We start from the raw sequence: 25087 nt of genomic DNA on the forward strand, positions 1-25087 counted from the left end.
ATATTTAAACCGCTTAATAAACAACGTTTATGTTAAAGCCAACACTCCTGGTTGTAGGGCTTTGCAGGTTATATTCAAGGTGAGCGTTACCTAGTTGATCGCGGCCGGGATACTGATCAACATCAATATCTTTATATCCTGAGTGGAAGAAATAAAGCAGGTTACGTCCAACTAAGGAAAAATCTATTTTTGCGAGGTGTAATTTTTGCACCATAGATTTTGGCAGTGAATAGCCGATCACAACTTCTCTTAATTTAGCATAAGTCCTGCTGATTACTGTATGTTCAGGGTCGTTATAAAAGCTGCTTACATAATCCTGAACATATTTAACAGGGGTAGTATTCGGAGAAAATTGCAACTGACCTAAGTTTGTTATAACACCGGTAGTAGGATCATATTTAATAGCCGTGCTGCCTGCAGAAAGCGTAACACCATCATGACCTAAAATTGGTGTACCATCGGCATAAACCGCACCTCTAAATCCGGGATCACCCCAATGCTGCGACTCGTACAAACGGGCAGCGCCTATTACACCTTCATCGGTATTTGCGCCACGGCCACCTTCAACCAGTTTACGATATACACGGTCCTGAATTTTACCACCTACTGCACCGTCAAACTGGAAGGAAAGGCTAAATTGCTTATATTTAAATTTGTTGTTAATACCCCAGCTAAAATCAGGGTCGGCATTCCCTAAGTATTGGGCAACAGGTAAATACATTGGCAAACCTGATGAATCATGAATAACCCTGCCATCAGGAGATTTTGCTTCTTGCGCACCATATAATTTATCTACACGGTCGCCGATATGGAAGAATTGGGCATATGTACCATTTAACTGGCTTGGAAATTGATCGTATACTTCTTTATAAGTTCCTACGTTCACTAACACATCCCACCTAAAATCAGTAGAAAGGACTGGATTACCGCTTACAGAAAACTCGAAACCTGTTCTTTTTGTAGCAAACCCGTTGGTTACAAAGCTTTGTGCACTACCGTTAGTTTCAGAACTTGAGGCCGTAAATATTTTCGGACCGTCTTTATAGATGAAATAAGTACTTGATAAACCAATACGATCTCTCAGGAAGCGTATATCAAAACCAGCTTCGTAGTTTGAACGGGTAGATGGTTTCAAACTTGGGTCAATTGCATAAGTAGGGGCGGTAGCAATGGTGACGTTATTGCTCGACTTGCCTAAGTTATATGCAGGAGGGGATGAAACATAAGCAGGGCCACCATAGTTAGTCTGGTAGTCAGTTCCGTAACCGGCAGCGTTACCTGCCTGGCCGATATATGCAGAAGTACCGCCTTCTTTTACGTTAGCATAACTTGCCCTTACTTTTAAGAAAGATACAGCTTCAGGAAGTTTAACGTAATCAGATATCGGTGTGCTTGCGCTTACAGATGGATAAAAATATGACTGGTTTTGCAACGCCGACGATTTTTCGTTACGGGCTGTAGCAGTAATAGTAAAATATTTTTTGAACGTAATGTCGGCAGAGGCATACTCGCTCAGCGTAATCATATTCGAGTCAAAATTATAGACCTTTAACGGGTTTATTGAGTTTTGGAAAGTATAAACGTCATGGATCAATAACTGGTCGGTTGAAGTGTACAATGAAGTGTATTTCAAGTTGCGCAAGGTAGAACCTGCTAATGCATAGATGCTAAATCCACTTTTTGCAATGTTATTAAAGTTATATTTTAACAACAGGTCTGTGTTATTATCAAACAGGTCTCTGCGGTCTTCCCGGTAGTTCCCATGGTTATGCTCATCTCCGTAAGGGTGCGCAGAAAATGGTTCTTTTTCAGTCCTTAAAACATTGTAAGTACTAACGTTTGAACGGATGGTTATATCAAAATCTTTGTTTGGGCTATAAGTAAAAGCTGCCCAGCCATACACATCGTTTTTATAATGACCTCTCAGCCACTCGTAGCTTTGGAAAAACGGGTTATGGTAACGCTTGTATTCCACGAAGTAGGATTGAATGCCTTCTTTTCCGGGCTGCCAGTAGTTCCGCACATCGTTTAGCCCCCAATCGGCGCCGGTCCAGATATCAATGTTATAGATAATACTGTTCGGGCCGTAAACAACATCGGGAATATTGTCGGTAAACTGACGGTTATAATTCAGGTTACCTTCAACTTTAAACTTTTTGCTGAAGTTATAGCTGGCAAGAATGTTAAAGTTAACAGTATTTAATTTTGTATTTGGTGTGATACCTGTTTGATGGCCATCAGTAATCGACATCCGAACATTCGACTTATCGGTTGTCGCAGAAAAAGCGACGTTATTGCTGGTTAAAACACCTGTTTGCAAAAAGTTTTGCAAGTTGTTTGCGCCTCTTGTTATCCACGGGATTGGCTTATAATGGCCAGTAAATTTCGACCCGTCTTTGAAGGTGGTAGTATAAGTTTGGGTTGGGTCATAAGGGCTGTTATATTGAGGAAGTAACAATCCGGAGTTTAACCGCGGGCCCCAAACGTCATAATCACCATCGTTAACACCACCACCGGCGCCATCGCCAAATGCATACTTGTCATAGTCACCACCACCGTAATTGGTTTGAACCTTTGGGATGGTAAGAAAACCTGCAGTTAATTGCGTGCTCGAATTAAATTCAATTGTAAAGCCCTTGCTGTCTTTTTTGGCTCTTTTTGTGGTAATTAAAATAGCACCGTTAATGCCACGGCTACCATAAATTGCAGCAGCAGTAGGGCCTTTTAGTATGGTATAGGTTTCTATATCGTCCGGGCTTATATTTTGCGTATCGGTATTGATTGGAATACCATCAACAACATAAAAGTTTAAAGGTGATCCCCGGAGTAATACAGTTGGGGCAGCTAAGAGCTCCTGGTTGATACCTACGTTTAAACCGGAAATTTTACCTGTTAAACCATTAATGGCGTTAGGCTCACGCGCTTTGGTAACTTCTGCTCCATTAAGTTCCTGAACTGAGTAACCTAATCTTTTGGTTTCTCTTTTAATACCTAAAGCTGTTACTACAACTTCATTTAATATTCTGGAATCATCAGCCATCGTCACGTTGTAATTGGTCTGGTCGCCTATGGTTATTTCCTGTGTTACAAAGCCCAGGAATTTAAACACAAGCACCTGGCCTTTTTCAGCGGTGAACAGGAAACTGCCGTTAATGTCTGTTACTGTACCTTTTGTGGTGCCTTTAAGCGCAACGCTCACACCCGGCAAAGGCTGTTTTTTGTCATCGGTTACAGTACCACCGATTTTTGATTGCCCGAATAAAAGTACCGGGGCAAGACAGAATAACAAGACCGTTATTATGGTCTTAAATTGCATGTAAATCTGTTTCATCTGTTAAGTTTTAATAGTGATGGGAATGAAGTTTTCATGCAGCAATACTAAACTTTGTTTATTATTAGTAAACTAAATTAGTATTAAGCAATGCTTAACAATAGATGTAGAAAATGTTAAATGGGTGGAATTGTGTAACAAGGACGTTACTTATAGCTTACAAATATTTAATATTGACAAATATTAAATATTTGGTTTAGAGATTAGTTCTTTGGGGTCCGAAAGTCGGGAAAGTCCGTAAGTCCGAAAGAAAGAGTTCGTATGGTACCAGACTCAACAGAGGCTTTCCGTTCTCGCAGGGGCTCTTTAAAAAAGGACCCCTGCGCCGCGTGCTAAGTATGCAACTATGCCTGGTCATTTTCCAGGCCGCAATATGGATTTGTTTTACAGGAGCATTGTAGAAAAGATTTATAAAGTTTAACTCGGTTTATTTATTTTCCGTTCCCGCAGGGTCTCTTTGAAAAAGGACCCTGCGCCGCCTGCTAAGTATGTAACTATGCCTGCTCATTTTCCAGGCCGGCCCTCATTGAGAACCCTTCCGGAAACTGATCTCTAACCTCTAACCACTGGTCTCTAATAACTAACCATCCAGGTGCGCTAAGGCAAGCTCCTTCAAATGAACTACGTTGTCAACCGGAACATTCATTTCCTTTGCCATATCGTCCCAATAGCGGAGCCTGATTATTAAATCGGCATCGGGATTCAGCTCAAATTCATCCGCTTCTTCTTTGCTCATTCTGCCACCCTGGAATTCCAGCGTTGTCTTGCTCGCTTCCGAGAGTTTATTATAATATTCAGGATACTTATAAGTAAGATATCTTTTAGCCAGTACATGGCCCTGTACCAAATTGGCCACCCGTTCAGAAAAACCGCGCTCCAACAAATAATCGGCACCCAGTTTTTCATGATCCACATTACCCATACCATCCATACTTTCAGCTTCACCTTCTTCGGCACATAAATGGCCAATGTCATGAAAAAATGCAGCAAGGATCACTTCATCATCATAACCTTCCTCTTGAGCAAGCGCCGCTGCCTGCGACATGTGTTCCAGCTGAGAAACCGGTTCGCCTATGTAATCCTCATCCCCAAATTTTTCATACAATGAAAAAACTTCGTTCACTATGGCCTTGTGATTATTTGCTGCGGATCTCATCTGGGTAATTTTAAGTGCAAATTAAATAAATGAATGTTATGGTTGTGTTAAGCGTTGATTATTGTCTGAATCAGAATTCACAGAATGTAAATTTGATGGAGTTATTAAATCTTATCCTGGTAATTTAAAAATTCTGATTCAGACAAAAATTATCTTACAATCTTTTAATCCTAAAAACCCTAGTTTAACTTTTCTTAACAAAAACATTATTTCCCGGCATTTGCTTTATTAGTTACTTTGCGCTGCAAACTTTTTAACATTAATGGAAGAAGACATCCTGATCCAGATCAGCAATCGTATAAAAGACCGGAGGCGCGAAAAAAACATAACGGTGCAGGAACTTGCCATTAGGGCAAATGTAAGCAAAGGACTAATCTCCCAGATTGAGAACAGCCGCACTATTCCCTCATTAATGGTATTGATAGAGATCATCAAGGCCCTTGAGATTGACCTTAACGAGTTTTTTAAAGACATCCGCTCAAAAAGTAATGAGCTTCCCATCCTGGTAAAAAGAAAGAATGACTACGAGCATTTTGAAAAAGAGCATGCCACAGGTTTTCATTACCAGCGCATCTTTACAAAATCTATCAATCCCAGCACCATTGATATTGTTATTCTTGAGCTTGAGCCTGATGCTAGCCGGCCCCTGGTTGAAACCGATGCTTTTGAATATAAATATATATTAGCAGGCGAGATAGAATACCAAATTAACGAGAAAAAGATAACCCTGAAACAAGGCGATTCTATGCTGTTTGACGGACGCATCCCCCACACCCCCAAAAACCTTGGCACAACACCCGCCAGCATGCTGGTGATTTATTTTTTTGAAGAGAAGGGGAAGTGAGTGATCAGAGTCTAGAGACCAGAGATTGGAGAAAAAGCTTGCCATTGCAAATATAAGGAGCTTCTTTCGGACTCTCCCCAAAACTAATCCCTAACCCCTGGTCTCTAATCTCTTAATCAAACCTTAACACTAATTTAGTTTAGTTTTAATGAACTATGTTTAGTATTGCTCAACAATTATTGAGCAATTATGTCCATAAAATTAGTAGTATTTGATATAGCCGGCACAACGGTTAAAGATGATCATGACGTAAGTAAAGCATTCCAGGCTGCTTTACTAAAATCCGGGTATGAAGTTCCCATCGACCTTATCAACCCTTTAATGGGTTATGAAAAAAACCTTGCCATCAAGCAGATCCTTCGCCTGCATGAGCATAACGATGCCAAAATAACTACCGAGCTGGTAACCGGAATCCATAAGGAATTTGTACAGCAAATGATAGCTCATTATAAAACAGCCCCCGGCATTGAGCCTTTACCAAACGTTGAGGAAACTTTTGCCGCATTACGTGCAAAGGGTGTGCAGGTGGGTATAAATACAGGTTTTTCGCGCGATATTGCCGACACCATTGTTAACCGTTTGCAATGGGTTGAAAAAGAACTGATTGACCATGTAGTTGGCTCAGACGAGGTAGAACTTGGTCGCCCCCACCCTTACATGATCCAAAAGATGATGATTGATGGTAAAATTGACAGGGCAAGGGAAGTTGCTAAGGTTGGCGATACCGAAGTTGATGTACGCGAAGGCCAGAATGCAGGCTGTAAGTATATTATTGGCGTTACTACCGGCACCTTTTCCCGCCAGGAACTCGAGGCATACAATCCTACGCACATTATTGATGATATAGCCGAGGTATTAACTATCATAAGCAAATAGCTATGATTGCAATGGATCGCCTGCGTGCTAAGGTTGCCAAATGGCCATATTCTCTGATCTCTTTATTAGCAGCAGTTTCGGCTTTTGGTACCTATACTTCTATGTATGCCTTTCGCAAAGGTTTTGCCGCAGGTACTTTTACAGGCGAACAATATTTTCATATTGATTACAAGGTATGGCTTGTTATAGCACAGGTTATTGGGTATACTTTAAGTAAATTTTACGGTATTAAATTTATTGCCGAGTTAAAGCCGGGGCAACGCGCAAAAAGCATTTTCGTTTTAATAGGCGCCGCCTGGGGTGCTTTACTTCTCTTCGCCATTATCCCGGCACCTTATAATATTATTTGCCTTTTTCTTAACGGATTTCCCCTTGGGATGATCTGGGGACTGGTTTTTAGTTACCTGGAGGGCCGGAGATCAACGGAGTTTATGGCAGCTGTTTTATCTATCAGCCTTATTTTTGCCTCCGGTTTTGTAAAAACCATCGCACGTACCATACGCGGCACTTTTCATATAAGCGAATATACCATGCCGTTTATTACAGGGGCATTGTTTGTGGTTCCGCTGATATTTTTTGTTTTTTGCCTTGAGCTGATGCCCCCGCCATCTGAAGAAGATATCAGCCTGCGTACAAAACGTGCGCCCATGAATGCAGCAGAACGCCAGCAGTTTTTAAAACGGTTTTTACCAGGCATTATCCTTACGCTGATAATTTATGTACTGCTTACCATAATGCGTGATATCCGCGATAATTTTGAAGTAGAGATCTGGGCCAGTCTTGGTAATAAAGACAACACTATTTATACTAAAATAGATACCATTATCTCTGTTATTGTATTGGTGGCCATGAGCCTGCTGATATTGGTTAGAAAGAACCTGAAAGCTTTCAGAGTGATTCATTTGATGATAATAGGCGGCTGTGTACTTATAGCTGCGGGCACCATACTTTATGAGCTAAAAATTATTGGCCCAATGGAATGGATGACGGTAGCCGGGCTGGGCCTTTACATGGGCTATGTTCCTTATAATGCTATTTTCTTTGAACGGATGATAGCCACCTTCAATTACCGCAGTAATGTGGGTTTCCTTATTTATGTTTCAGATTCTATGGGATATTTGGGTAGCGTAACTATACTGATGGTTAAGGAATTAGGCCGACCATCTATCAGCTGGGCCGCCTTTTTTAAAGAGGGCGTTTTAATTGTGGGCATCGTAGGCGGTATATGTGCTATACTATCCCTTATTTATTTTTCACAAAGCGCCCGCAAGAGCAATAAAAGCGAAGAATCACAAAGTGAACTAAACATACAAGCTGTATGAAGCAAACATCTTCAAACTCCTCCTTTAGGGGGATGGGGGGCTCTGCCATAATTATAGGGGCAGGTATTGTAGGGCTGGCTACCGCGAGGGCGCTTGCCCTGCGGGGTTATAAGGTAACCATATTTGAGCGCAATGAACATGCAGTAGGCGCATCTATCCGCAATTTTGGGATGATCTGGCCCATTGGGCAGGCAACAGGGCCGCTGTTTGAACGGGCAATGCTGTCGCGCAGGATCTGGAAAGAGATCTGTACCGAAGCCAGCATCTGGCATGATGAGGTTGGGTCCCTGCACCTGGCTTATCATGATGATGAATTACAGGTAATAGCTGAATATGTTGAAGCTAACCAGCATTTTCGCGATTGCAGCTTATTATCGCCCAAGCAAACCTTACAAAAATCACCGGCAGTAAATCCCAAAGGCCTTAAAGGCGCCTTATGGAGCGGCGAAGAAATGATAGTGGAATCAAGAGTTGGCATCAGGCAGGTAGCCAAATACCTTACTGAAAAGTATGATGTGGAGTTTTACTGGAATACCGCAATCAGCAGCATTGATCATCCAAAAGTTACTTCCGGCAACCTTTCCTGGGAAGCCGATGAGATCTTTATTTGCAGCGGGGCCGATTTTGAAACCCTGTATCCCGATTTGTTTTTAGATACACAGATAACCAAATGCAAGCTGCAAATGATGCGCCTGGTTACCCAGCCTAACGAATGGCGCATTGGCCCGTCATTATGTGGTGGCCTGTCCATGATCCATTACCCCGGTTTCCAGGCCGCAGCTTCCTTACCCGCTCTGCGTAAACGTTATGAAGAACAATATGCCGAATACCTTAAATGGGGCATTCACGTTATGGTATCGCAAAACGACAATGGTGAGCTAACCATTGGCGATTCGCACGAATATGGCCTGGTCCACGATCCCTTCGACAAGGGATTTATTAATGAAATGATAACCTCATACTTACAAACTTTTGCCACCTTTAAGAACTGGAAATTACTACAATCATGGCACGGCATCTACCCCAAAATGACCAATGGTGCAACCGAGCTGATAGTTGATATTGAACCAGGTGTAACCATAATAAACGGGATGGGTGGCAATGGGATGACCTTATCGTTTGGCTTATGCGAGGAGATTGTTGGGAAGAGGGGTTCATAGTTGATGGTTCATAGTTCATAGCCGGAAGAAAAGTTAACTGTAAATGGCGAATAGTCTGCAGTCGCCATGATCTATTAACTATGCCCATGAACTAACAGAAAATATTACATTTGAAATTACACTAATAAATTGTTTGTAGTTATGACGAGTGGCTTTTTGCAGCTACTATGAACCATCAACTATGAACCATGAACTAAAACAACATGGATACCAGGAGAGATTTTATAAAAAAGGCTGCAATGTTAACTGGCGCGGCTGGCTTATCAGGTTTAATACCGGCTTCAATTCAAATGGCTATGGCCATTAACCCGGCGCCGGGCAGCACTTATATGGATGCAGAACATATTGTTATCCTGATGCAGGAAAACCGTTCGTTTGATCACGTGTACGGAACGCTTAAGGGTGTAAGGGGATACAATGATCCGCGCGCTATTGATCTGCCAAATAAAAATAAAGTATGGCTGCAATCAAACAAAAAGGGGGAAACTTATGCGCCTTTTCATTTAGATATAAAAAACACCAAATCAACCTGGATGAGCTCGCTTCCGCATTCATGGCGCAACCAGGTAAATGCCCGTAACGACGGCAAATTTGATAAGTGGCTTGATAATAAGCGCAACGGCAATAAAGAGTATGCAGATATGCCGCTTACCCTGGGTTACCACACCCGCCAGGATATCCCTTTTTACTATGCTTTGGCTGATGCCTTTACCGTTTGCGATCAGAACTTTTGCTCGGCATTAACGGGCACTAATCCTAACAGGCTTTACTTTTGGAGCGGCACCATCCGCGAGGAGCAAAATGAGGATTCTCGGGCTCACGTTTGGAACGAGGACATGGATTATGGTACGCTTAAATGGGCTACCTTTCCCGAGCGTTTGGAAGAGAACGGCATCTCATGGAACTGCTACCAGAACGAAGTTGCAATAGATACCGGTTTTGAAGGCGAGGAAGATCCGTGGTTATCAAACTTCCAGGATAATCCGCTTGAGTTTTTTGCGCAGTACAATATTCACTTGCACGAGCCGCACATCATCGCCATGGAAAAAAGGGCGAAAGAACTGCCCGCCATGATAAATGACCTGCAAAAGAAAATTGATACACTTCCTGCCGGCGATGCACACATCAGCCATCTTAAAAAACAATTAAGGGAGATGAAAGGCTACCTTGATTCAGTTAATAAAGAACGTGAAGTTTACAAGCTGGGCATGTTTGATAAGCTGTCAGACAAAGAAAAAAGCCTGCATAACAAAGCCTTCAGCAATAATAAAAACGACCCGGATTATCGTACGCTTGTCGACTTAAAATACAATGACGACGGTACCCAGCGTGAGCTGAAAGTACCAAAGGGCGACGTGTTGCACCAGTTTAGGGAAGATGTAAAAACAGGCAAGCTGCCAACCGTATCATGGGTAACTGCTCCGGAGAATTTTTCCGATCACCCAAGTGCAGCCTGGTTTGGGGCTTGGTATGTATCAGAGGTGATGGATATCCTAACTCAAAACCCCGAAGTATGGAAAAAAACCATCTTCATATTAGCTTATGATGAAAACGATGGTTATTTTGACCATGTGCCGCCATTTACCGCGCCACATTCGCATAAAGCGGGTACCGGGAAGGTATCTGAGGGGATTGATACCCGCGTTGAATTTATAACGCTTGAGCAAGAGCTTGCCCGGAAAGATTTCCCTGAAAAATATGATAAGGAAAACGCTATTGGCTTAGGCTTCCGTGTGCCGCTGGTAATAGCCTCGCCATGGAGCAAAGGCGGCTGGGTTAACTCCGAGGTGTTTGACCATACCTCAACCCTGCAGTTTTTAGAAACATTCCTGAGCAAAAAAACCGGCAAAAAAATAATTGAGCCAAACATCAGTGAATGGCGTCGTACCATTTGTGGTGATCTGACCTCTGTATTCCGCCCGTACAACGGTGAGGTTATTCCTAAACCGGAGTTTTTGCCGAAAGATGCATTTGTAGAAGGCATTCATAAAGCACAGTTTAAAAAACTGCCGGATGATTATAAACTGTTAACTGCCGATGAAATAGCGCTTATCAATAAAGCGCCTTACAAATCGCCGTACATGCCGAAGCAGGAAAAAGGCATCAAACCATCATGCGCCCTGCCCTATCAGTTGTATGCCGATGGTAAATTAAGCGCTGATAAGAAATCATTTAGCGTGAAGTTTACGGCAAGCAACAAAGTTTTTGGCAGCGCTGCATCGGGTTCGCCATTTAACGTTTATGCACCCGGCAAGTATATTGAAGAGAATTTGCGGACCTGGGCCTACACCACTAGGGCTGGCGACACCCTTGCCGATGAATGGCCTTTAAGTGATTTTGAAAACAGCCATTACCACCTGCGGGTTTACGGACCGAACGGGTTTTTCCGCGAATTTAAAGGTAACGCAAATGACCCTGAATTGGATATTGTATGCGATTACCAGCTTGATCATATAGATGCCAAAAAGCTTACCGGTAATATTGAATTGAGCCTGCTCAACGCCGACAGTCATCAGCAAACCGTTCAGATAACCGATCATGCTTACAAAACCAACAACCATGTAGTAACGCTTAAACCTGCAGGTAAATCGTCAGTGGCGCTTAACCTCATCAACAGCCATGGCTGGTATGATTTCAGCGTTAAAGTAAACGGCACCCAAACCTTTGAAAAAAGATATGCAGGCAGGGTTGAAACCGGTAAATCAAGCTTTAGCGACCCACAAATGGGGGACGTGTAGGAAAACAAAAAACGGATCAATTGCCTCGCAGGCCCTGAAGAATAGCAAACACGTAAAAAAAGCATCGCCTCAAAAAAGAAGCGATGCTTTATAGTATAAGGGGTTTAATCAATTATTCCTGAACAATAAATGTTTTGGTTTTACCTTCGTCATAAACGTGGATGCTCTTTTTAACAATTTGTTTGTTTGAAGTAACTTCCATGGTGTAATCGCCGTTTTCAAGGGTGGTTAAAATATAGCCTTTTGAATGGTTGCTTGCCAATACATCTTTACGCAGTACATTTTTATCCTGGTCGTAAATCATTACGATTGATTTTGCATCGGCGGCTTTTACAGCAATTCCTTTATTTGATGGCAGTGTAGAAATGGTTGCTGAAGGTGCAGTTACCTTTACAACTTTAGCAGGAACCGCCGCAAACAAACCTGTTGTTGCCAATAGAAATAGTGCTGTTAATTTGATTGAATTCTTCATGATCTTAATTTTTTTAATGTATATGAATGTTTTTGTTATCGTTTTACAATTCAAAGGAACAACAACTTTAAACACCAAAAAAACTTAATAGACCAGCACCTTTTACAAGTAGACCAAAGGTGAATTACGCTCTATAAATGCTTATAAAGCGCTAATAATGTGAATAATACGATTTTATAGATTGATTAGCGGTGTTCATCGGTGTATTTTAGCCGCTTGTAGGGAACTACAGATATTATTAATAAAATTTAATCTTTCCCCACCTCTTTCCGCCGCAGGAGAAGAGGTCGAGCAGCGAAGCGTCGTAGAGTGAGTAAACGCTGCGCTGTGCATTGGCGTTAATATCGCGCGCAGAGCTACTCACCCGGTCATTGCTTCGCTCGACCTGCCCTCTCTTCCGCGAGCGGTAAAGAGGGCTAAAAAATCTTTTCATTTTTTCTTCCCCCCCCCACCTCTTTCCGTCGCAGACGAAGAGAGGTCGACCAGCGCAGCGTCGTCGGGTGAGTCAACGCTACGCCAAGCTTTTACGCAAATGCCCTGGTATCTGTTAAAGTCATCATCAGCATTTTACAAAGTTTGTATTGAAGGGTCGGGTAATACGGTTAACCAGTGGGTTATTATCGGGGCTAAGGAGACTAAGTAATTTCCCCTCACATCATTGCAATTACGTATGCACTCAGTCCTGCTTCAATGCTTCTCTTATCTTATCCATTGTAGCTTCCAGTTGCTCAGGGGTAAAGGAGAGTTTTGGACGGGAGAAATTCATGTCGTCAACCCTGTTCATCGGGATCAGGTGAATATGCGCATGCGGCACTTCGAGGCCGATAACTGCTACCCCAACCTTGATACAGGGAATGGCTTTTTTAATACCGCCGGCAACAATTTTTGCAAAGATCTGCAAACCGGCATAAAGGTCATCCTCCATGTCGAAGAGGTAATCAACTTCCTGCTTAGGGATCACCAGCACATGCCCTTCGGCAAGCGGGTTAATATCCAGGAATGCCAAAAAATCAATAGTTTCGGCTACTTTATAAGCTGGGATCTCGCCTGATATTATTTTTGAAAAGATGGTCATGTTGAGTTGATTGGGTTAATTAAGTTGGATTGAGTTGATTAGGTTAGTCCTTTACCCTCGTTGCCTGAGTTATCGCAGACATCTTTTTTCTTTAGCAGGGTGGCTGTGAGGACACAGCCACCGCGTTTGCTTGTATTTTTTAAATCCGATATCGAAACTCCGACTTCCGAAATTACCTCGAAATCTCCATTATTTCAAATTCCATATTACCGGCCGGTACGGTTATTTCAATAGTTTCGCCAACCTTTTTGCCTAATAAGCCCTTGGCAATAGGCGACGCTACCGAAATTTTACCCGATTTAAGGTCGGCCTCATTTTCTGATACCAGCTGATAGCTCATAACAGCACCGTTCTTTACATTCTTTATTTTAACAATAGATAATGCCAGTACTTTTGAAGCATCCAATTTCGACTCATCAAGCAGGCGGGCATTTGCAAGCATTTCGCCCATTTTTGAAATTTTTGCCTCATGCAATCCCTGCGCCTCTTTGGCAGCATCGTATTCCGCATTTTCAGACAGATCACCTTTGTCGCGGGCCTCTGCAATTGCTTTACTGATGTTGGTTCGGCCCGTAGTTTTTAACTGATGTAACTCGTTCTTTAAATTTTCTAAACCTTCTTTGGTATAATATGCTACCTCTGCCATAACGCACAAATTAAATTTTTAATAATATTAAGTTCTATGGTCGCCAAAAAAAACCGCCCTTCTGTTTTAAGAAGGACGCAATGACGTTCTTTTAAAAAACAAACAAGACTATATCGGCCACGCCTACATAGTCTTGCTTTTTGTATAAAACGAAGATAAGTGATTTAAGTTTTAATATCCAAATATTTTTTAGTTCATAGCTGATGTCGTTCATGGATCATAGTTCATGGTTCATGGCAAGAAGGAAGTAGCGGTAGTTTACGAATTGACTTGTATAACATCTTATCATTTAGCATAAGGCTAAAAATGCCATGAACTGTTTCTCTTTGTCAACCCACCGCCATGAACTATGAACCATCAACTATGAACTAATATTTTTCTCTACCTTTGCCCCATGATAATTGAAGTATTAAAATCCAAGCTTCACCGTGCAAAGGTAACACAGGCCGAATTGAACTATGTAGGCAGTATTACTATTGATGAAGATTTGATGGATGCGGCTAATATTATAGCTAATGAAAAGGTGCAGATTGTAAATAATAACAACGGCGCCCGTTTTGAAACCTACGTTATCCGCGGTGAACGTGGCACAGGCACTATTTGCTTAAACGGTGCAACAGCCCGGCTGGCCCAAGTGGGCGATATTGTGATCATTATGTCATACGCCTATATGGAAGTTGATGAGGCGCGTAAATATGAACCGATATTGATTTTCCCGGATAGCGATAATAAATTATTAAAGTAAATTAGAGCAGCTCAAAAGCCGGTTTGCTAAATGAAATTTTTATCAACTTTAATTGCTCTTCTTTTTACCACTCTTTGCTTTGCCCAGCGACAAAATGTTTATTTTTTAAAAAACAACGGCAAATATGTAGCCGTGCGCGATAGCGCCGATTATATACGGGTTGTACGGGAGCCGGATTCCGCATCTGTCATGTACAACGTATTTGAGTTTTATCTTAGCGGCAAGCGTAAGCTGGTTGGAAAATCAAAATCTATCGATCCGCCAACGTTCGAAGGACAATGCCTGGGTTATTATGCAAACGGGGCAAAAAAAAGTATTACCAATTATAAAGACGGCGTAAAAGTTGGGCCTGAATATGAATTTTACCCGAGCGGGAAACCATATTTGGTGACAGAATATATTGCCGATGGCAAACTTGACAGTTATTTCAGGAATTACATTATAACAGCTAATTACGACTCCTTAGGTACCCCGCTGGTTGAAAACGGTAAAGGCCATTGCAAACTCTACGACAGTAACTTTAAATATATTGAGGAAGAAGGTAATGTAAGTGATGGTAAAAGAGATGGCGTTTGGAAGGGTAGCTCCACTAAGCCACAAACATCATTTACAGAAAACTATAAAAATGGCGAGCTTATTTCTGGTACGGCTACGTTTGCTGATGGAGCAACTGCAAGTTATACCAAATCAAGAGGTACCGAGCCCCTGTTTAAAGGCGGGATTGCGGGTTTTGTGGCATACCTTGGCAATAACATACAATACCCGGACTATGAACGCAGCAATAATATACAGGGAGAGGTGGTTCTATCTTTTGTAGTTGAAAAGGATGGCAGTGTAACGGAAGTTAAGGTAGACGAGTCGTTGAGCAAAGGCCTGGATAAAGAAGCGCTGAGGGTTGTTAAAAAATCACCGCACTGGATACCCGGGACAATGTTTACCCGGCCGGTAAGAGTAGTGTACAGTGTTCCGGTGAATTTTTCTTTAAAGGACTAATTCGACGGATAAGCGCCAACCCCCAATACCAGGTGCAGGCTGGCGTCGGTGCTAATGTGGTTGCGCAGCTTGTAAACCATTTTTATCCTTACCTGCGACTCACGCATCCGCTGATCTAAAAAGGTAGAATTATCAATATCCAAAACCAGGCCGTTGCCAACCCCGGCGGTAATATCTGTGCGCGAGGCTACCAAAACCTCTTCGCTGCCATCCGCCTTTGCCATGTAAACTTTTACTAATGATAAATTACCCAGGTTAAAATCGGAGGGGTCTTTTGATTCCAGTTTTGCCGAGATCATCCGCACCTCGCTTATTTTGGAGCCATTATTTCCACCCTTCTTAAAATCCTGATCAAAGCTGGTGGCCATACCCGTTACTGAAAGCTCCTCGCCCGTTTTTGACGATTGAGGGATGGTAACAGTAGTTGTATAAGGGAAAGTTGATTTTACAATAGATTGCATCATAGCACAGCTTCCGAAAACCAACGGCAAAATAAGTGAAATAAATAAAACGTTCCTTCTCATAATTATATCTCTCCCTGGTTTATTTAGGTTATGGCGAAGCAGTATGTAAATTTAATGTAATATTGAGTTAAAATTTGGCATTTTCAACAAATTAGCAATTAAAATTTCATAAGATCATTAAAATTCCATCTTTGATAATGTTCAGGATATTTCTTCACGCCCTTGTTGGTGTTGTCACCAACAAGCGGAAAGCGCTTATGGTTTGGACTATACGTTTGCCATATCAGAATTCCACGCCCTTGGTGGTGACAACACCAACAAGGGCCTTAAGGAGTAGGAAAGGCAATATTGCAACTCAATCAATCTTTTGGAGTCCTAATATGTAACCCAATAAAAAATTTGCAACAATTAATTTATTGCTTTACATTTATTCCAATTCTCATCAACCTAAAACCCTCACCATGAACACACTTTCAAACGGATCAAGCGGCGGCGAAGTAACCATGCTGCAACGCGCGCTTTCACTATTAGGTTATAACTGCACTGTTGACGGAAGCTTTGGCCCGGGGACACAAGCCGCTGTAGAACAATTTCAAACCGCCCAGGGCTTCACTGCCGATGGCGTAGCCGGCCCTACAACATGGGGTGCGCTGGATAACCTGGCCCCGCAGGGGATGGATATTTCACATAATAACGGAACTATCGGGTGGAGCAGCTTATCGCCCCACATCCAATTTGTTTACAGCAAATACAGCCAGGGAGCCACTTATAAAGACCCTATGTTTAGCACCAACCTCCCCTCCATCAAACAAAAAGGACTTTTATACGGGGGCTATCATTTTCTCACATTCCAGGATTCGGCGCAGGACCAGGCGGATAATTTTTTAGCCTGCTGGCCTTCTTTTTCAGATCCGGGAGCACTGCCGCCGGCGCTGGATGTGGAGTGGCAGGTTGGCAGCGATGACGCAGAAACCAACCAGCTTAACGCTTACATTACCAACAATAAGAATACTTGTGTGCAAATAATAACCGACTGGCTGAGTATAGTAACAGCACAAACCGGGCGCACACCTGTGATTTATACCGCGAAAGGTTTTTGGAGCGAATACTTTAGCGGGATCACCCAGTTTGGCAATAACCCGCTGTGGATCCCGGCTTACCAGCAGCAGCCTCCCGGCCTGCCCCAGGGCTGGACTAAATACGCCATATGGCAATATTCAGAAAACCTGGCCATCCCCGGCGTAAGCGGCGGCGGTTTGGATGTGGATATTTTTAACGGGGATTTTGCTGCGCTGAAAAGCCTTTGATCAGGAGAGCTTGCGGGGACAAGCGTTCCATTTTTCCACACGGAACAAGCGGAACGCTGTGAAACATGTTGATTATAAGAGCGTTACGCTTTTTAGTCTTTGTAATCTATTCATAATCAGCATATTCCACTTTTGGGTTGATTGAAATTTGATGGTTTTCATGCTTTAATTAACCGATATAGATGCAATTTATGACCGCAGACCCGGCAAAGCGTTCCATTTTTGTACACGGAACACCCGGAAGACTGTGAAACATGTTGATTATAAGGCCATTGCGTTTTTTGATGCTTGTAATTTGCTCATAATCAGCGTGTTTCAGTTTTTGAGTTAATTGAAATTGATGCTTTTGCCTGCTTTAACTGAACAATGCGGCAGCAGGAAAATGCTTGCGGATTTTTATTAGGTGCGCTAAACTGTTAATAATCAGTATATTTAATAAATGTTCCATATCCTTAACCGTTTAAAATAGCCTTGACATGAAAAAAACGATAATTAAATCGGCAGGCCTGATGCTTCTGTTTACGCTCATTCTATCTGCGAAATCTGCTCTGGGCATAGAAAATATTAAACCAGCCTCGCCCTCACCCGGATTTAAACATCAATACGCGCAGGTTAACGGGGTTAGGATCCACTATGTTATTGGCGGGAAGGGTGAGCCCCTATTACTGGTTCATGGCTTCGGACAAAATTGGTATATGTGGAACCGGCTATTGCCCGAGCTTTCAAAGCATTTTACCGTGATTGCACCTGATATGAGGGGCGTTGGCGAATCCGGTAAACCCACGGGCGGATACGACAAAAAAAACATGGCGGTTGACCTGCATGACCTGATGAAGCAATTGGGTTACAAGCATATTAACCTTGCCGGGCATGATATCGGTTTAATGGTTGCCTATGCTTATGCAGCACAATTTCAGAGTGATGTAAAAAAGATCGCGCTGATGGACGCCCTATTGCCGGGCGTAGAGCCGGTATGGAGCCAGGTGCGTGCGCAGGCCTGGTGGTTTGGCTTTTTCGCGATGCCTAACTCCGGGGAAATTGTGGCGGGGAAGGCCGGCCTTTTTTTGAAGGGATTTTGGCCTGTAGTTGGCTATGTGAAAAATCCCTTTACCAAAACCGAGGAAAATGAATTCATCAGGGCCTATTCGGTACCCGGCGCTACTACCGGGGCTTTCCACTGGTTTGGCGAATTTAACCACGATGCAAAGGACAACCTGGAATTAATGAAAACCAAACTCCGGATGCCCTTGCTTTCATTGGGGGCTGACCACTCTGCTGGCTCATACCTCGCGGCTCACTCGCGCCTGGTGGCGATAAACGTAAAGGAAGTGATTATTAAAGGCTCGGGTCACTGGGTTGTACAGGAACAAACCGCACAAGTGCAAAAAGCGTTGTTGGATTTCTTTTTGGATTAAATAATCGTGTTTCGTTGGGTAATGGCTATATAAATGATTTCATATTCATTTTGCATGTATACGACTATGTCCCGTATTTGTTTTTGTGCCACTCCACATACCGGCGCAGCTTGGTAAACGCTATTAACTCATCTCTTTCGGGAATTGAAGGTAGGCTTTCCACCTCCACATAGCCGATATCCAACGCACACGAGTGCTCTCCTAATAAGCAATCCAATGCTAAATAAGCAGCGGTTAAAAAATCCTTTTTGAGGTTGGGGTCATATCCCTCTGCATATATTCTTACCCCAAGTTGCGTTGACGCTTTATTGCTGAGTGGGATAAAATACATTTCTTCCGGATTAAGCTTAATGCCGTTATATTCGGTAACGAAACCTGTCATAACGGGTTTAAAGGCAATTACGTTCCAATGTTCCATCTGTGGAGCCTCGTTTACTAAAGCTTCAACTTTATCAAAAAAAGCAACATCACCTTCGGCTGTAATAATCAGATCTTGTTTTTCATCCGGATGGCCGCCTATTTCAAAAAACAGTTTGTCGCAATAGCTGTGTAAATGCTCCAGGAAATCATCTAAAAGCCTTTCTTTTTCGTTAACATCATTCACCTGGCCGAGAAAAAAATATTTTCCTTCATTCTTTATAAACCAATCCCAGAATTGTTGTTCCTTCGACATATTAGCGTGCATTGTAAATGATAGCACCAAAGATATAATTTTCATTATATGCGAGGTTGCGTATAGCCGATTTGCTTCGCGTTTCCTCAGAGTCTCTCGCAGAGGACCCTGCGATGGTTTGCAGCGATACATGAATGGAGTGTGATCTTGTGCATACCAGGCAAGCGGCGCAGGGCCCTCTTCAGGGATCTGCGGGGGCGAAAGGACGGGAATACACTAAAATAAGAAAAAGATGAGTAACATAGATTTGATACCCAATGTATCAGTGGGACAGTTAAAATTTGGAGAAAGCATTAAGAAGTACTTAAAGTATGAACACACTTATTTTAAAAAGGATGTAAATGATATTTACATGGAAGATAATTATGAATTTATAGATCCACCTATTATTGTCTTTGTAAACAGTAGTAATAAAATTTCATCCATTACTTGTAACGTTGGGTGTTTTTGGAAGGGTGAAAATTTGATCGGGTTCCCAATAAATGAATTTATAAAATTGTCAGGCATAGAACCGGATAGAAAAGAAAAACTTTATGTAATGACAGCTTATAATAAAGGACAAAGACAGGATGTTTATGATTTTGAATCACTAGGATTGCAAATTTGGGTTTGGAAGAATAAGATTGTTACAGTAGGTTGTACAAATTATGATTTGGATTAATTAATCATATAAGAAACAAGTTGATTTTGTGTCATTTCTGTCTCCGCCGGGTCTCGCCCGCTGCCGCCCCGATTTATCAGGGTGGCCCGCTGATAAGCAACGCGCAGATAAGTATTAGGGCTGCAAAATTCCATATCCCCCCCGAGAGTGCAACACGCCATAGCAGTGGGGCTACTTAAACGCGGGCCACCTGATAAATCGGGGCGGCTGCGGAAAAACGCTTGTGGTAGCAGGGGCAGAATACATTTGAAAATCCCGCCATTAATAGTAATTTCACCTTTCGTTAAACCTGTCCATTTTGTTAGCAAAGCCACGTTTTATGGATGATTGGAAGAAAATACAAGAGCAACTAAAAAATTTCCGGGATGAGCGCGACTGGGCGCAGTTTCATAATGGTAAAGATTTAGCCTTAGCGTTATCTATAGAAGCTGCTGAGTTGAATGAATTATTTCTCTGGAAAAATGCTGACGACGCAAACGTAGAAAAAATTAAAGACGAACTTGCCGATGTGTTAGGTTATGCCCTATTAATTGCTGAAAAATACAATCTTGATATTAACGAGATAGTAAAAAATAAAATAGCCAAAAACGCGGAAAAATATCCGATTGAAAAAGCGAAGGGTTCAGCTAAAAAATATAACACTTTTTAAACCATGCGGATTCCTGACAATATAAACAAGCAACATTTGCTCAAGGCAATCCAAAAAATAAAAAGTGAGAGGGTTCCGAAAGGAGCAGACTCCCAATACTATGATGTTATATTCGAAGATGATTTGTACCGTCAAAGCTAATAGTTTCTTATGCAATTTATTTGTAAATGGAACAACTTTAGATAGAGATTCATTTGCTGGTGGCCTAAATACCCCTACATTTAAGTTATAAAAAAAATGGGGTTAAAATTGCCCGAAAACCTAATACCGGAGGGATGAAAAAAATTAAACTGTATGACGTTCATGGGGTAAGTGCGACTTCAAATTATAAGTCACTTATTACCGATGATGAGCAATATTTTTATTGGGATAATAAACGATTTATCAACTACCTGCCCGGCGACGTCGTTTTTTGGATAAACCGACTAGACAAGGAGGTTTTATATACCGAGATCGACAAAACCGATGTTGTGCCAACCTTCAAAGATGGTAGAAATTTAGTTATAGACGGCGACTATCATGTTTTTGCGAAAGCACAAACCGAAAGTCAGTTTGAAGTATTTTATAGATTTAAAATTCTAAAAAAAATAAAAATTATTGACGGTTGGAGCTATACTGATACTGGAACTTTTTCCGCCCAATTAATGGCATATATCCTTTATGAAGATGGCGTTGGAGATGCAGCCAAACGGATCAGTAAAATAGATGACCTTATTAAATTGTTCACAAATGGTCCGGCATTTGAGTTGTTAAATGCCGCTAAAAATCTTCTTTTAGAAAAGAAAACAGGAAGTAAGTCTTTAATGAAAGAGCCCATTTCAAGGGTAGTTGCTTTTTCGCCAAAAGAAATTGTTGATCATATACACGAATATTTAAACAACAGGGGCTTTAAATATCATTACGAAGAAATCGCTAATTTCTTTTTGGCTTTGAAAACCAAACCGTTTATTATTCTCGCTGGTATTTCTGGAACTGGAAAAACACAACTTCCTCGAATGTTTGCACAAGCAATCGGGATGAAAGCTAATATAATTCAAGTGCCGGTAAGGCCAGACTGGACTGATGGCAGCGATCTTTTAGGTTACACTTCTTTAGATGGTAAATTTGTTCCGAAGAACTTGACTATTGCAATAGAGAAAGCCAATTTAAAACCTAACGAACCGCACTTCTTCATCTTAGATGAAATGAACTTGGCTCGTGTCGAACATTATTTTAGTGATTTTTTAAGCATTATTGAGACTCGAGAATGGACGGATAAAAAGGGTTCTAATATTGTAACCGATTCTATACTATCTGAAGAAGTTTTCCAAAACGGCAAGAACAGCGAGGGTTTTAAAAAATTGGGGTGGCCTAAAAACCTATATTTAATTGGAACTGTAAATATGGATGAAACCACTCATGCATTTTCAAGAAAAGTGTTGGATAGGGCTAACTCTATTGAAATGAACGATATCGATTTAGACTGGATTATACCGTCATCTTCTGTTGTGAATAATCTATCCGACGTTACTAATTCCTTCTTGGAAGCAGAGTATTTGATGTCAATAGATTTATCAGGTGATGATAGAAAGTCTATTGATGATGAAATTAATATTTTGAAAAAAGTAAATAAAATACTACAAACTGCAGATATGCAGTTTGCTTATCGCGTTCGGGACGAAATAGCATTTTATTTGATTTTGAATAAAAAATACAACTTGATTAATGATAACGCCGCTTTAGATTTTCAACTCGTTCAAAAAATATTACCAAGAATTCATGGCAGTTCGGAAAGAATTCAAAGAGTACTTATTGATCTTTTGAACCTATTAGAAGGTAAAGCGTTTAAAAGTGAGACCTTTAGTTATTTAGAAATTGAAAAGACTTTTGATGATGGCGATTTAAAATACAGAAGATCAATTAAAAAGATTTTATTCATGTTAAAACGTTTTGATGAAGACCGCTTTACATCATTTTGGCTTTGAGCGATATCCTGACATATAGTTTTTCAGCCGATGGTCGCGGTCTATTGGATTTACAATTAGATAAACCCAATAAGCAGGTATATAATGATTCGCTGCCAAAATTTAAATCTTATAAAATTGAGGGACTTCATTCACAAGTACCTTTAGACTCTTTATGCTTTTTTGAATGGCAAAAAATTCAATACACCTATATTATCGAAGAAGGCCATAATTTTATAGCCCCTTTCGAATTAATTATAAATAGCCGGAGAGAAAAGACATCCATAAAAAAAGAAAACCTTCATTTGTTAATAGGAACATTTGCCTTTAATGATCAAGTCGGCGATACAAGGATTGAAATAAAGGATGCCGCAAACCGCTTGATTTTCGGACTGGAAGCCGAAGTGTTTCCGCAGAAGATGGATTATAAATCGGACTACAAGGCAATGATGTCCGAAATCGCCCTGATTATCCAAAATTTGGCTTTCGATTCTTTGAAAGATACTTTTAAGAGAAGCAGAGCGAGAGTGACTGGAGTCGCCACAAAAAACGAATGGTGGAATATACTTGATGCCTTATTTGAACAAATTGTTCAAAACATCTACGTAATAAAACGGCAGCCAAAACATGAAATAAGAACACGGGAAGTTGTGTTGCCCATTGAAAAAATAAAGCAAGCTTCAAAAAAGAATGTCGAGTGGTTTCGAAAGAACGCAAAACACTCTAATGATAAAGGAGTTGGATTTAAAATCAGTTCTGAGAACGCATATTCACGAGCTTTATCTGCAAAAAAATATGTGACTTATGACACGTACGAAAATCGGTTTATTAAATGGGCGGTAAAGAATATTATTGAACAGATAAGACGATATAAAAAACATATAGGGGAATCTTCAGAAAAATCAGATTACAGCCCGTTAATAACGCGGATGAATTACTATCAGAGTAGGCTTCAATCTTTTCTTCATGAAAGTCCTTTTAGTGAAGTCTCCGAATTCGAAAAACGGTCATATTTTTCAACTTCTTTAACTCATGGCGCGGGATATAGAGATTTAATGCACGTCTATTTATTATTGCTACGAGGCTTGGAAATAGCCGAAAACGAAATTTTTAAAATAGAGCAAAAAAATATTTCTACACTATATGAATATTGGTGCTTTCTAAAATTGGTTCAGCTTTTAAAAGAACAAACAGGTTCAGAAATGGAATACCAAAACCTCATTCAAATAAAAGCTAACAAATTTGTTATAGAGTTAAAAAAAGGTGACGAGTCTAAAGTGAAGTTCAGAAACCCACACAGTAAAACAGTCACATCTATTTACTTTAACAAAGAGTTCGGCAAAGCAGGCAGACACGTTTTTACATTTAATCAAAGACCAGATTATTCTATAGAATTTAAAAAAGACGGATACAAAAATTCTTTTTGGTACCTGTTTGATGCAAAATATCGCTTTGATGAAAGGACGGAAGGAGGAGATCAAAACTACAGCGTACCTCAAGATGCGATAGGTCAGTTACACCGGTACAGGGACGCTATTTTACATAGTAAACTTACTGAAACGCCGTATAGGAAAGCCATCAAAAACTTAGGCGGAATCATTTTATATCCTTACCCGCTTTCAGAAGAGGCCTTTTTAACAAATAATTATTTTCATAGCATAAAAGAAGTAAATATTGGCGCCATGCCGTTTTTGCCAAGTAAAACCGGACTGGTAAATAATTTGTTAAATGAACTGATAACTAAACTACCCGAAGAACATTTTGAAAATTTTATCGAAATGGATAGGTCGGAATATGAAGAAAATCAAAGCAAATGGAACGAATGGATTACTATAGGAACGATTCCCAAAACAAACATTGAACAGAGGCGATCATTTATTAATGATAAAAATATTTACCATATCCCTTTTGTAAGAAATACTAATTCAAGGCTGTATTTATCTAAGTCAATTCTTTTGTATGATTCTATATCACAAACCGCGGAGTTATGTAAAATCAAAGATTGGGAAATCTGCACGAATGTTGAACTAGAGCAAAAAGGTGTCACCTGGCAATTAAATCATTCAAAATATATAATATTTAATTTAACAGAACGCCACTTGATTGAGATTCCGGGAAAGATTGGTTCAATTCGGGGCTACCAGTATACTACCCCTTTGGGCTTAGAAAAGTATAGAAAAACCAAGAATAAAAATTATTTCTATATCACTAATCCCGACGCTGCAAGATTGCTTAACGAATTATCATCTACGGGAACAGCATGTGATATCGCCTGGAAGAATGATTTAAATGATCCCTCATTAATCCAATTTGCAGTCGGAAGCTTAAAAATTTTATCGTCTAATATTTTTAAGCCTTTGCATTTTGAAGTAAATGGCGTCCAGGTTTCACTAAGTGAGGTTCTAAATATTGCACAATCTCGAGATTTAAGTAATTGATTGCTTGTTATAACTATGGTTTTACGACAGCCTATAGCGAAAAGATTAACATTAGTGATGGCAGTGGATATTAGCCTCCGCGCTTAATGCCACGATGGGATCGGCACAAGCCTCACAGGCGTATAAACCCCGTTACCGCAAGCGGTTTTCCGCTGCCGCAAGGCTCCTACCTTGTGGCC

20 protein-coding genes are annotated in these 25087 nt (G+C 41.0%); 13 read left to right on the forward strand and 7 right to left on the reverse strand.

What is annotated here, in order from left to right; all coding sequences use genetic code 11:
• Positions 1-13: 13 nt before the first annotated feature.
• Together BUE31_RS26500 and BUE31_RS26505 are read right to left on the reverse strand one after the other, a co-directional pair.
• Positions 14-3331, reverse strand: a complete 3318-nt coding sequence (locus BUE31_RS26500) for a SusC/RagA family TonB-linked outer membrane protein (protein ID WP_073406888.1) — start codon at positions 3329-3331, stop codon at positions 14-16.
• Positions 3332-3911: 580 nt separating this feature from the next.
• Entirely contained in the window at positions 3912-4487 is a 576-nt protein-coding gene (locus BUE31_RS26505) for a phosphonate degradation HD-domain oxygenase (RefSeq protein WP_073406889.1), read from the reverse strand.
• A gap of 262 nt (positions 4488-4749) precedes the next feature.
• On the opposite strand from BUE31_RS26505, the gene BUE31_RS26510 reads away from it, so the two are divergent.
• From BUE31_RS26510 to BUE31_RS26530, 5 genes are all read left to right on the forward strand, one after another.
• Positions 4750-5331 (forward strand): helix-turn-helix domain-containing protein, encoded by a 582-nt coding sequence (locus BUE31_RS26510; RefSeq protein ID WP_073406890.1) that lies wholly within the window; start codon positions 4750-4752, stop codon positions 5329-5331.
• A gap of 189 nt (positions 5332-5520) precedes the next feature.
• Positions 5521-6207: an HAD hydrolase-like protein gene (locus BUE31_RS26515; RefSeq protein WP_073406891.1), complete on the forward strand. Its 687-nt coding sequence runs from the start codon at positions 5521-5523 to the stop codon at positions 6205-6207.
• A 2-nt stretch (positions 6208-6209) separates the two neighbouring features.
• The gene (locus BUE31_RS26520) at positions 6210-7529 is read left to right on the forward strand and encodes a DUF5690 family protein (protein WP_073406892.1); all 1320 of its coding nucleotides are present in this window, start codon (positions 6210-6212) and stop codon (positions 7527-7529) included.
• Positions 7526-8689: a TIGR03364 family FAD-dependent oxidoreductase gene (locus tag BUE31_RS26525; RefSeq protein WP_234997913.1), complete on the forward strand. Its 1164-nt coding sequence runs from the start codon at positions 7526-7528 to the stop codon at positions 8687-8689. The genes BUE31_RS26520 and BUE31_RS26525 overlap by 4 nt, the downstream gene beginning before the upstream one ends.
• A 203-nt stretch (positions 8690-8892) precedes the next feature.
• On the forward strand, positions 8893-11427 hold the full coding sequence (locus tag BUE31_RS26530; RefSeq protein ID WP_073406894.1) for a phosphocholine-specific phospholipase C: 2535 nt from the start codon (positions 8893-8895) through the stop codon (positions 11425-11427).
• 112 nt (positions 11428-11539) lie between these two features.
• Here BUE31_RS26530 and BUE31_RS26535 read toward each other — a convergent pair whose 3' ends face one another.
• The 3 genes from BUE31_RS26535 to greA form a co-directional block, all read right to left on the reverse strand.
• Positions 11540-11899 (reverse strand): hypothetical protein, encoded by a 360-nt coding sequence (locus BUE31_RS26535; protein ID WP_073406895.1) that lies wholly within the window; start codon positions 11897-11899, stop codon positions 11540-11542.
• A 676-nt stretch (positions 11900-12575) separates the two neighbouring features.
• On the reverse strand, positions 12576-12974 hold the full coding sequence (locus BUE31_RS26540; RefSeq protein ID WP_073406896.1) for an HIT family protein: 399 nt from the start codon (positions 12972-12974) through the stop codon (positions 12576-12578).
• A 172-nt stretch (positions 12975-13146) separates the two neighbouring features.
• On the reverse strand, positions 13147-13620 hold the full coding sequence (gene greA / locus BUE31_RS26545) for a transcription elongation factor GreA (protein WP_073406897.1): 474 nt from the start codon (positions 13618-13620) through the stop codon (positions 13147-13149).
• A gap of 394 nt (positions 13621-14014) precedes the next feature.
• Here greA and panD point away from each other — a divergent pair, with 394 nt between their 5' ends.
• Together panD and BUE31_RS26555 are read left to right on the forward strand one after the other, a co-directional pair.
• Entirely contained in the window at positions 14015-14365 is a 351-nt protein-coding gene (gene panD / locus BUE31_RS26550; RefSeq protein ID WP_073406898.1) for an aspartate 1-decarboxylase, read from the forward strand.
• Between the two features lie 30 nt (positions 14366-14395).
• Complete coding sequence (locus BUE31_RS26555; RefSeq protein WP_073406899.1) at positions 14396-15358, forward strand: energy transducer TonB; 963 nt, start codon at positions 14396-14398, stop codon at positions 15356-15358.
• Here BUE31_RS26555 and BUE31_RS26560 read toward each other — a convergent pair.
• On the reverse strand, positions 15355-15882 hold the full coding sequence (locus BUE31_RS26560; RefSeq protein ID WP_143167271.1) for a hypothetical protein: 528 nt from the start codon (positions 15880-15882) through the stop codon (positions 15355-15357). The two genes, BUE31_RS26555 and BUE31_RS26560, sit on opposite strands and share 4 nt — an antisense overlap.
• Positions 15883-16283: 401 nt before the next feature.
• Here BUE31_RS26560 and BUE31_RS26565 point away from each other — a divergent pair, with 401 nt between their 5' ends.
• Both BUE31_RS26565 and BUE31_RS26570 read left to right on the forward strand, forming a co-directional pair.
• The gene (locus BUE31_RS26565) at positions 16284-17129 is read left to right on the forward strand and encodes a GH25 family lysozyme (protein ID WP_073406901.1); all 846 of its coding nucleotides are present in this window, start codon (positions 16284-16286) and stop codon (positions 17127-17129) included.
• A 476-nt stretch (positions 17130-17605) separates the two neighbouring features.
• Entirely contained in the window at positions 17606-18544 is a 939-nt protein-coding gene (locus tag BUE31_RS26570; protein ID WP_083620364.1) for an alpha/beta fold hydrolase, read from the forward strand.
• 64 nt (positions 18545-18608) lie between these two features.
• On the opposite strand, the gene BUE31_RS26575 is transcribed toward BUE31_RS26570, so the two are convergent.
• Entirely contained in the window at positions 18609-19262 is a 654-nt protein-coding gene (locus BUE31_RS26575; RefSeq protein WP_143167272.1) for a hypothetical protein, read from the reverse strand.
• 187 nt (positions 19263-19449) lie between these two features.
• On the opposite strand from BUE31_RS26575, the gene BUE31_RS26580 reads away from it, so the two are divergent.
• From BUE31_RS26580 to BUE31_RS26600, 4 genes are all read left to right on the forward strand, one after another.
• The gene (locus tag BUE31_RS26580; protein ID WP_073406903.1) at positions 19450-19878 is read left to right on the forward strand and encodes a hypothetical protein; all 429 of its coding nucleotides are present in this window, start codon (positions 19450-19452) and stop codon (positions 19876-19878) included.
• A 319-nt stretch (positions 19879-20197) separates the two neighbouring features.
• Entirely contained in the window at positions 20198-20527 is a 330-nt protein-coding gene (locus BUE31_RS26590) for a nucleotide pyrophosphohydrolase (RefSeq protein WP_073406905.1), read from the forward strand.
• Positions 20528-20802: 275 nt separating this feature from the next.
• Complete coding sequence (locus BUE31_RS26595) at positions 20803-22491, forward strand: McrB family protein (RefSeq protein WP_073406906.1); 1689 nt, start codon at positions 20803-20805, stop codon at positions 22489-22491.
• Entirely contained in the window at positions 22488-24908 is a 2421-nt protein-coding gene (locus BUE31_RS26600; RefSeq protein ID WP_073406907.1) for a DUF2357 domain-containing protein, read from the forward strand. The genes BUE31_RS26595 and BUE31_RS26600 overlap by 4 nt, the downstream gene beginning before the upstream one ends.
• Positions 24909-25087: the final 179 nt, after the last annotated feature.

Origin of the sequence: Mucilaginibacter sp. OK098 (assembly GCF_900142915.1) — a bacterium.
Lineage (GTDB): Bacteria > Bacteroidota > Bacteroidia > Sphingobacteriales > Sphingobacteriaceae > Mucilaginibacter.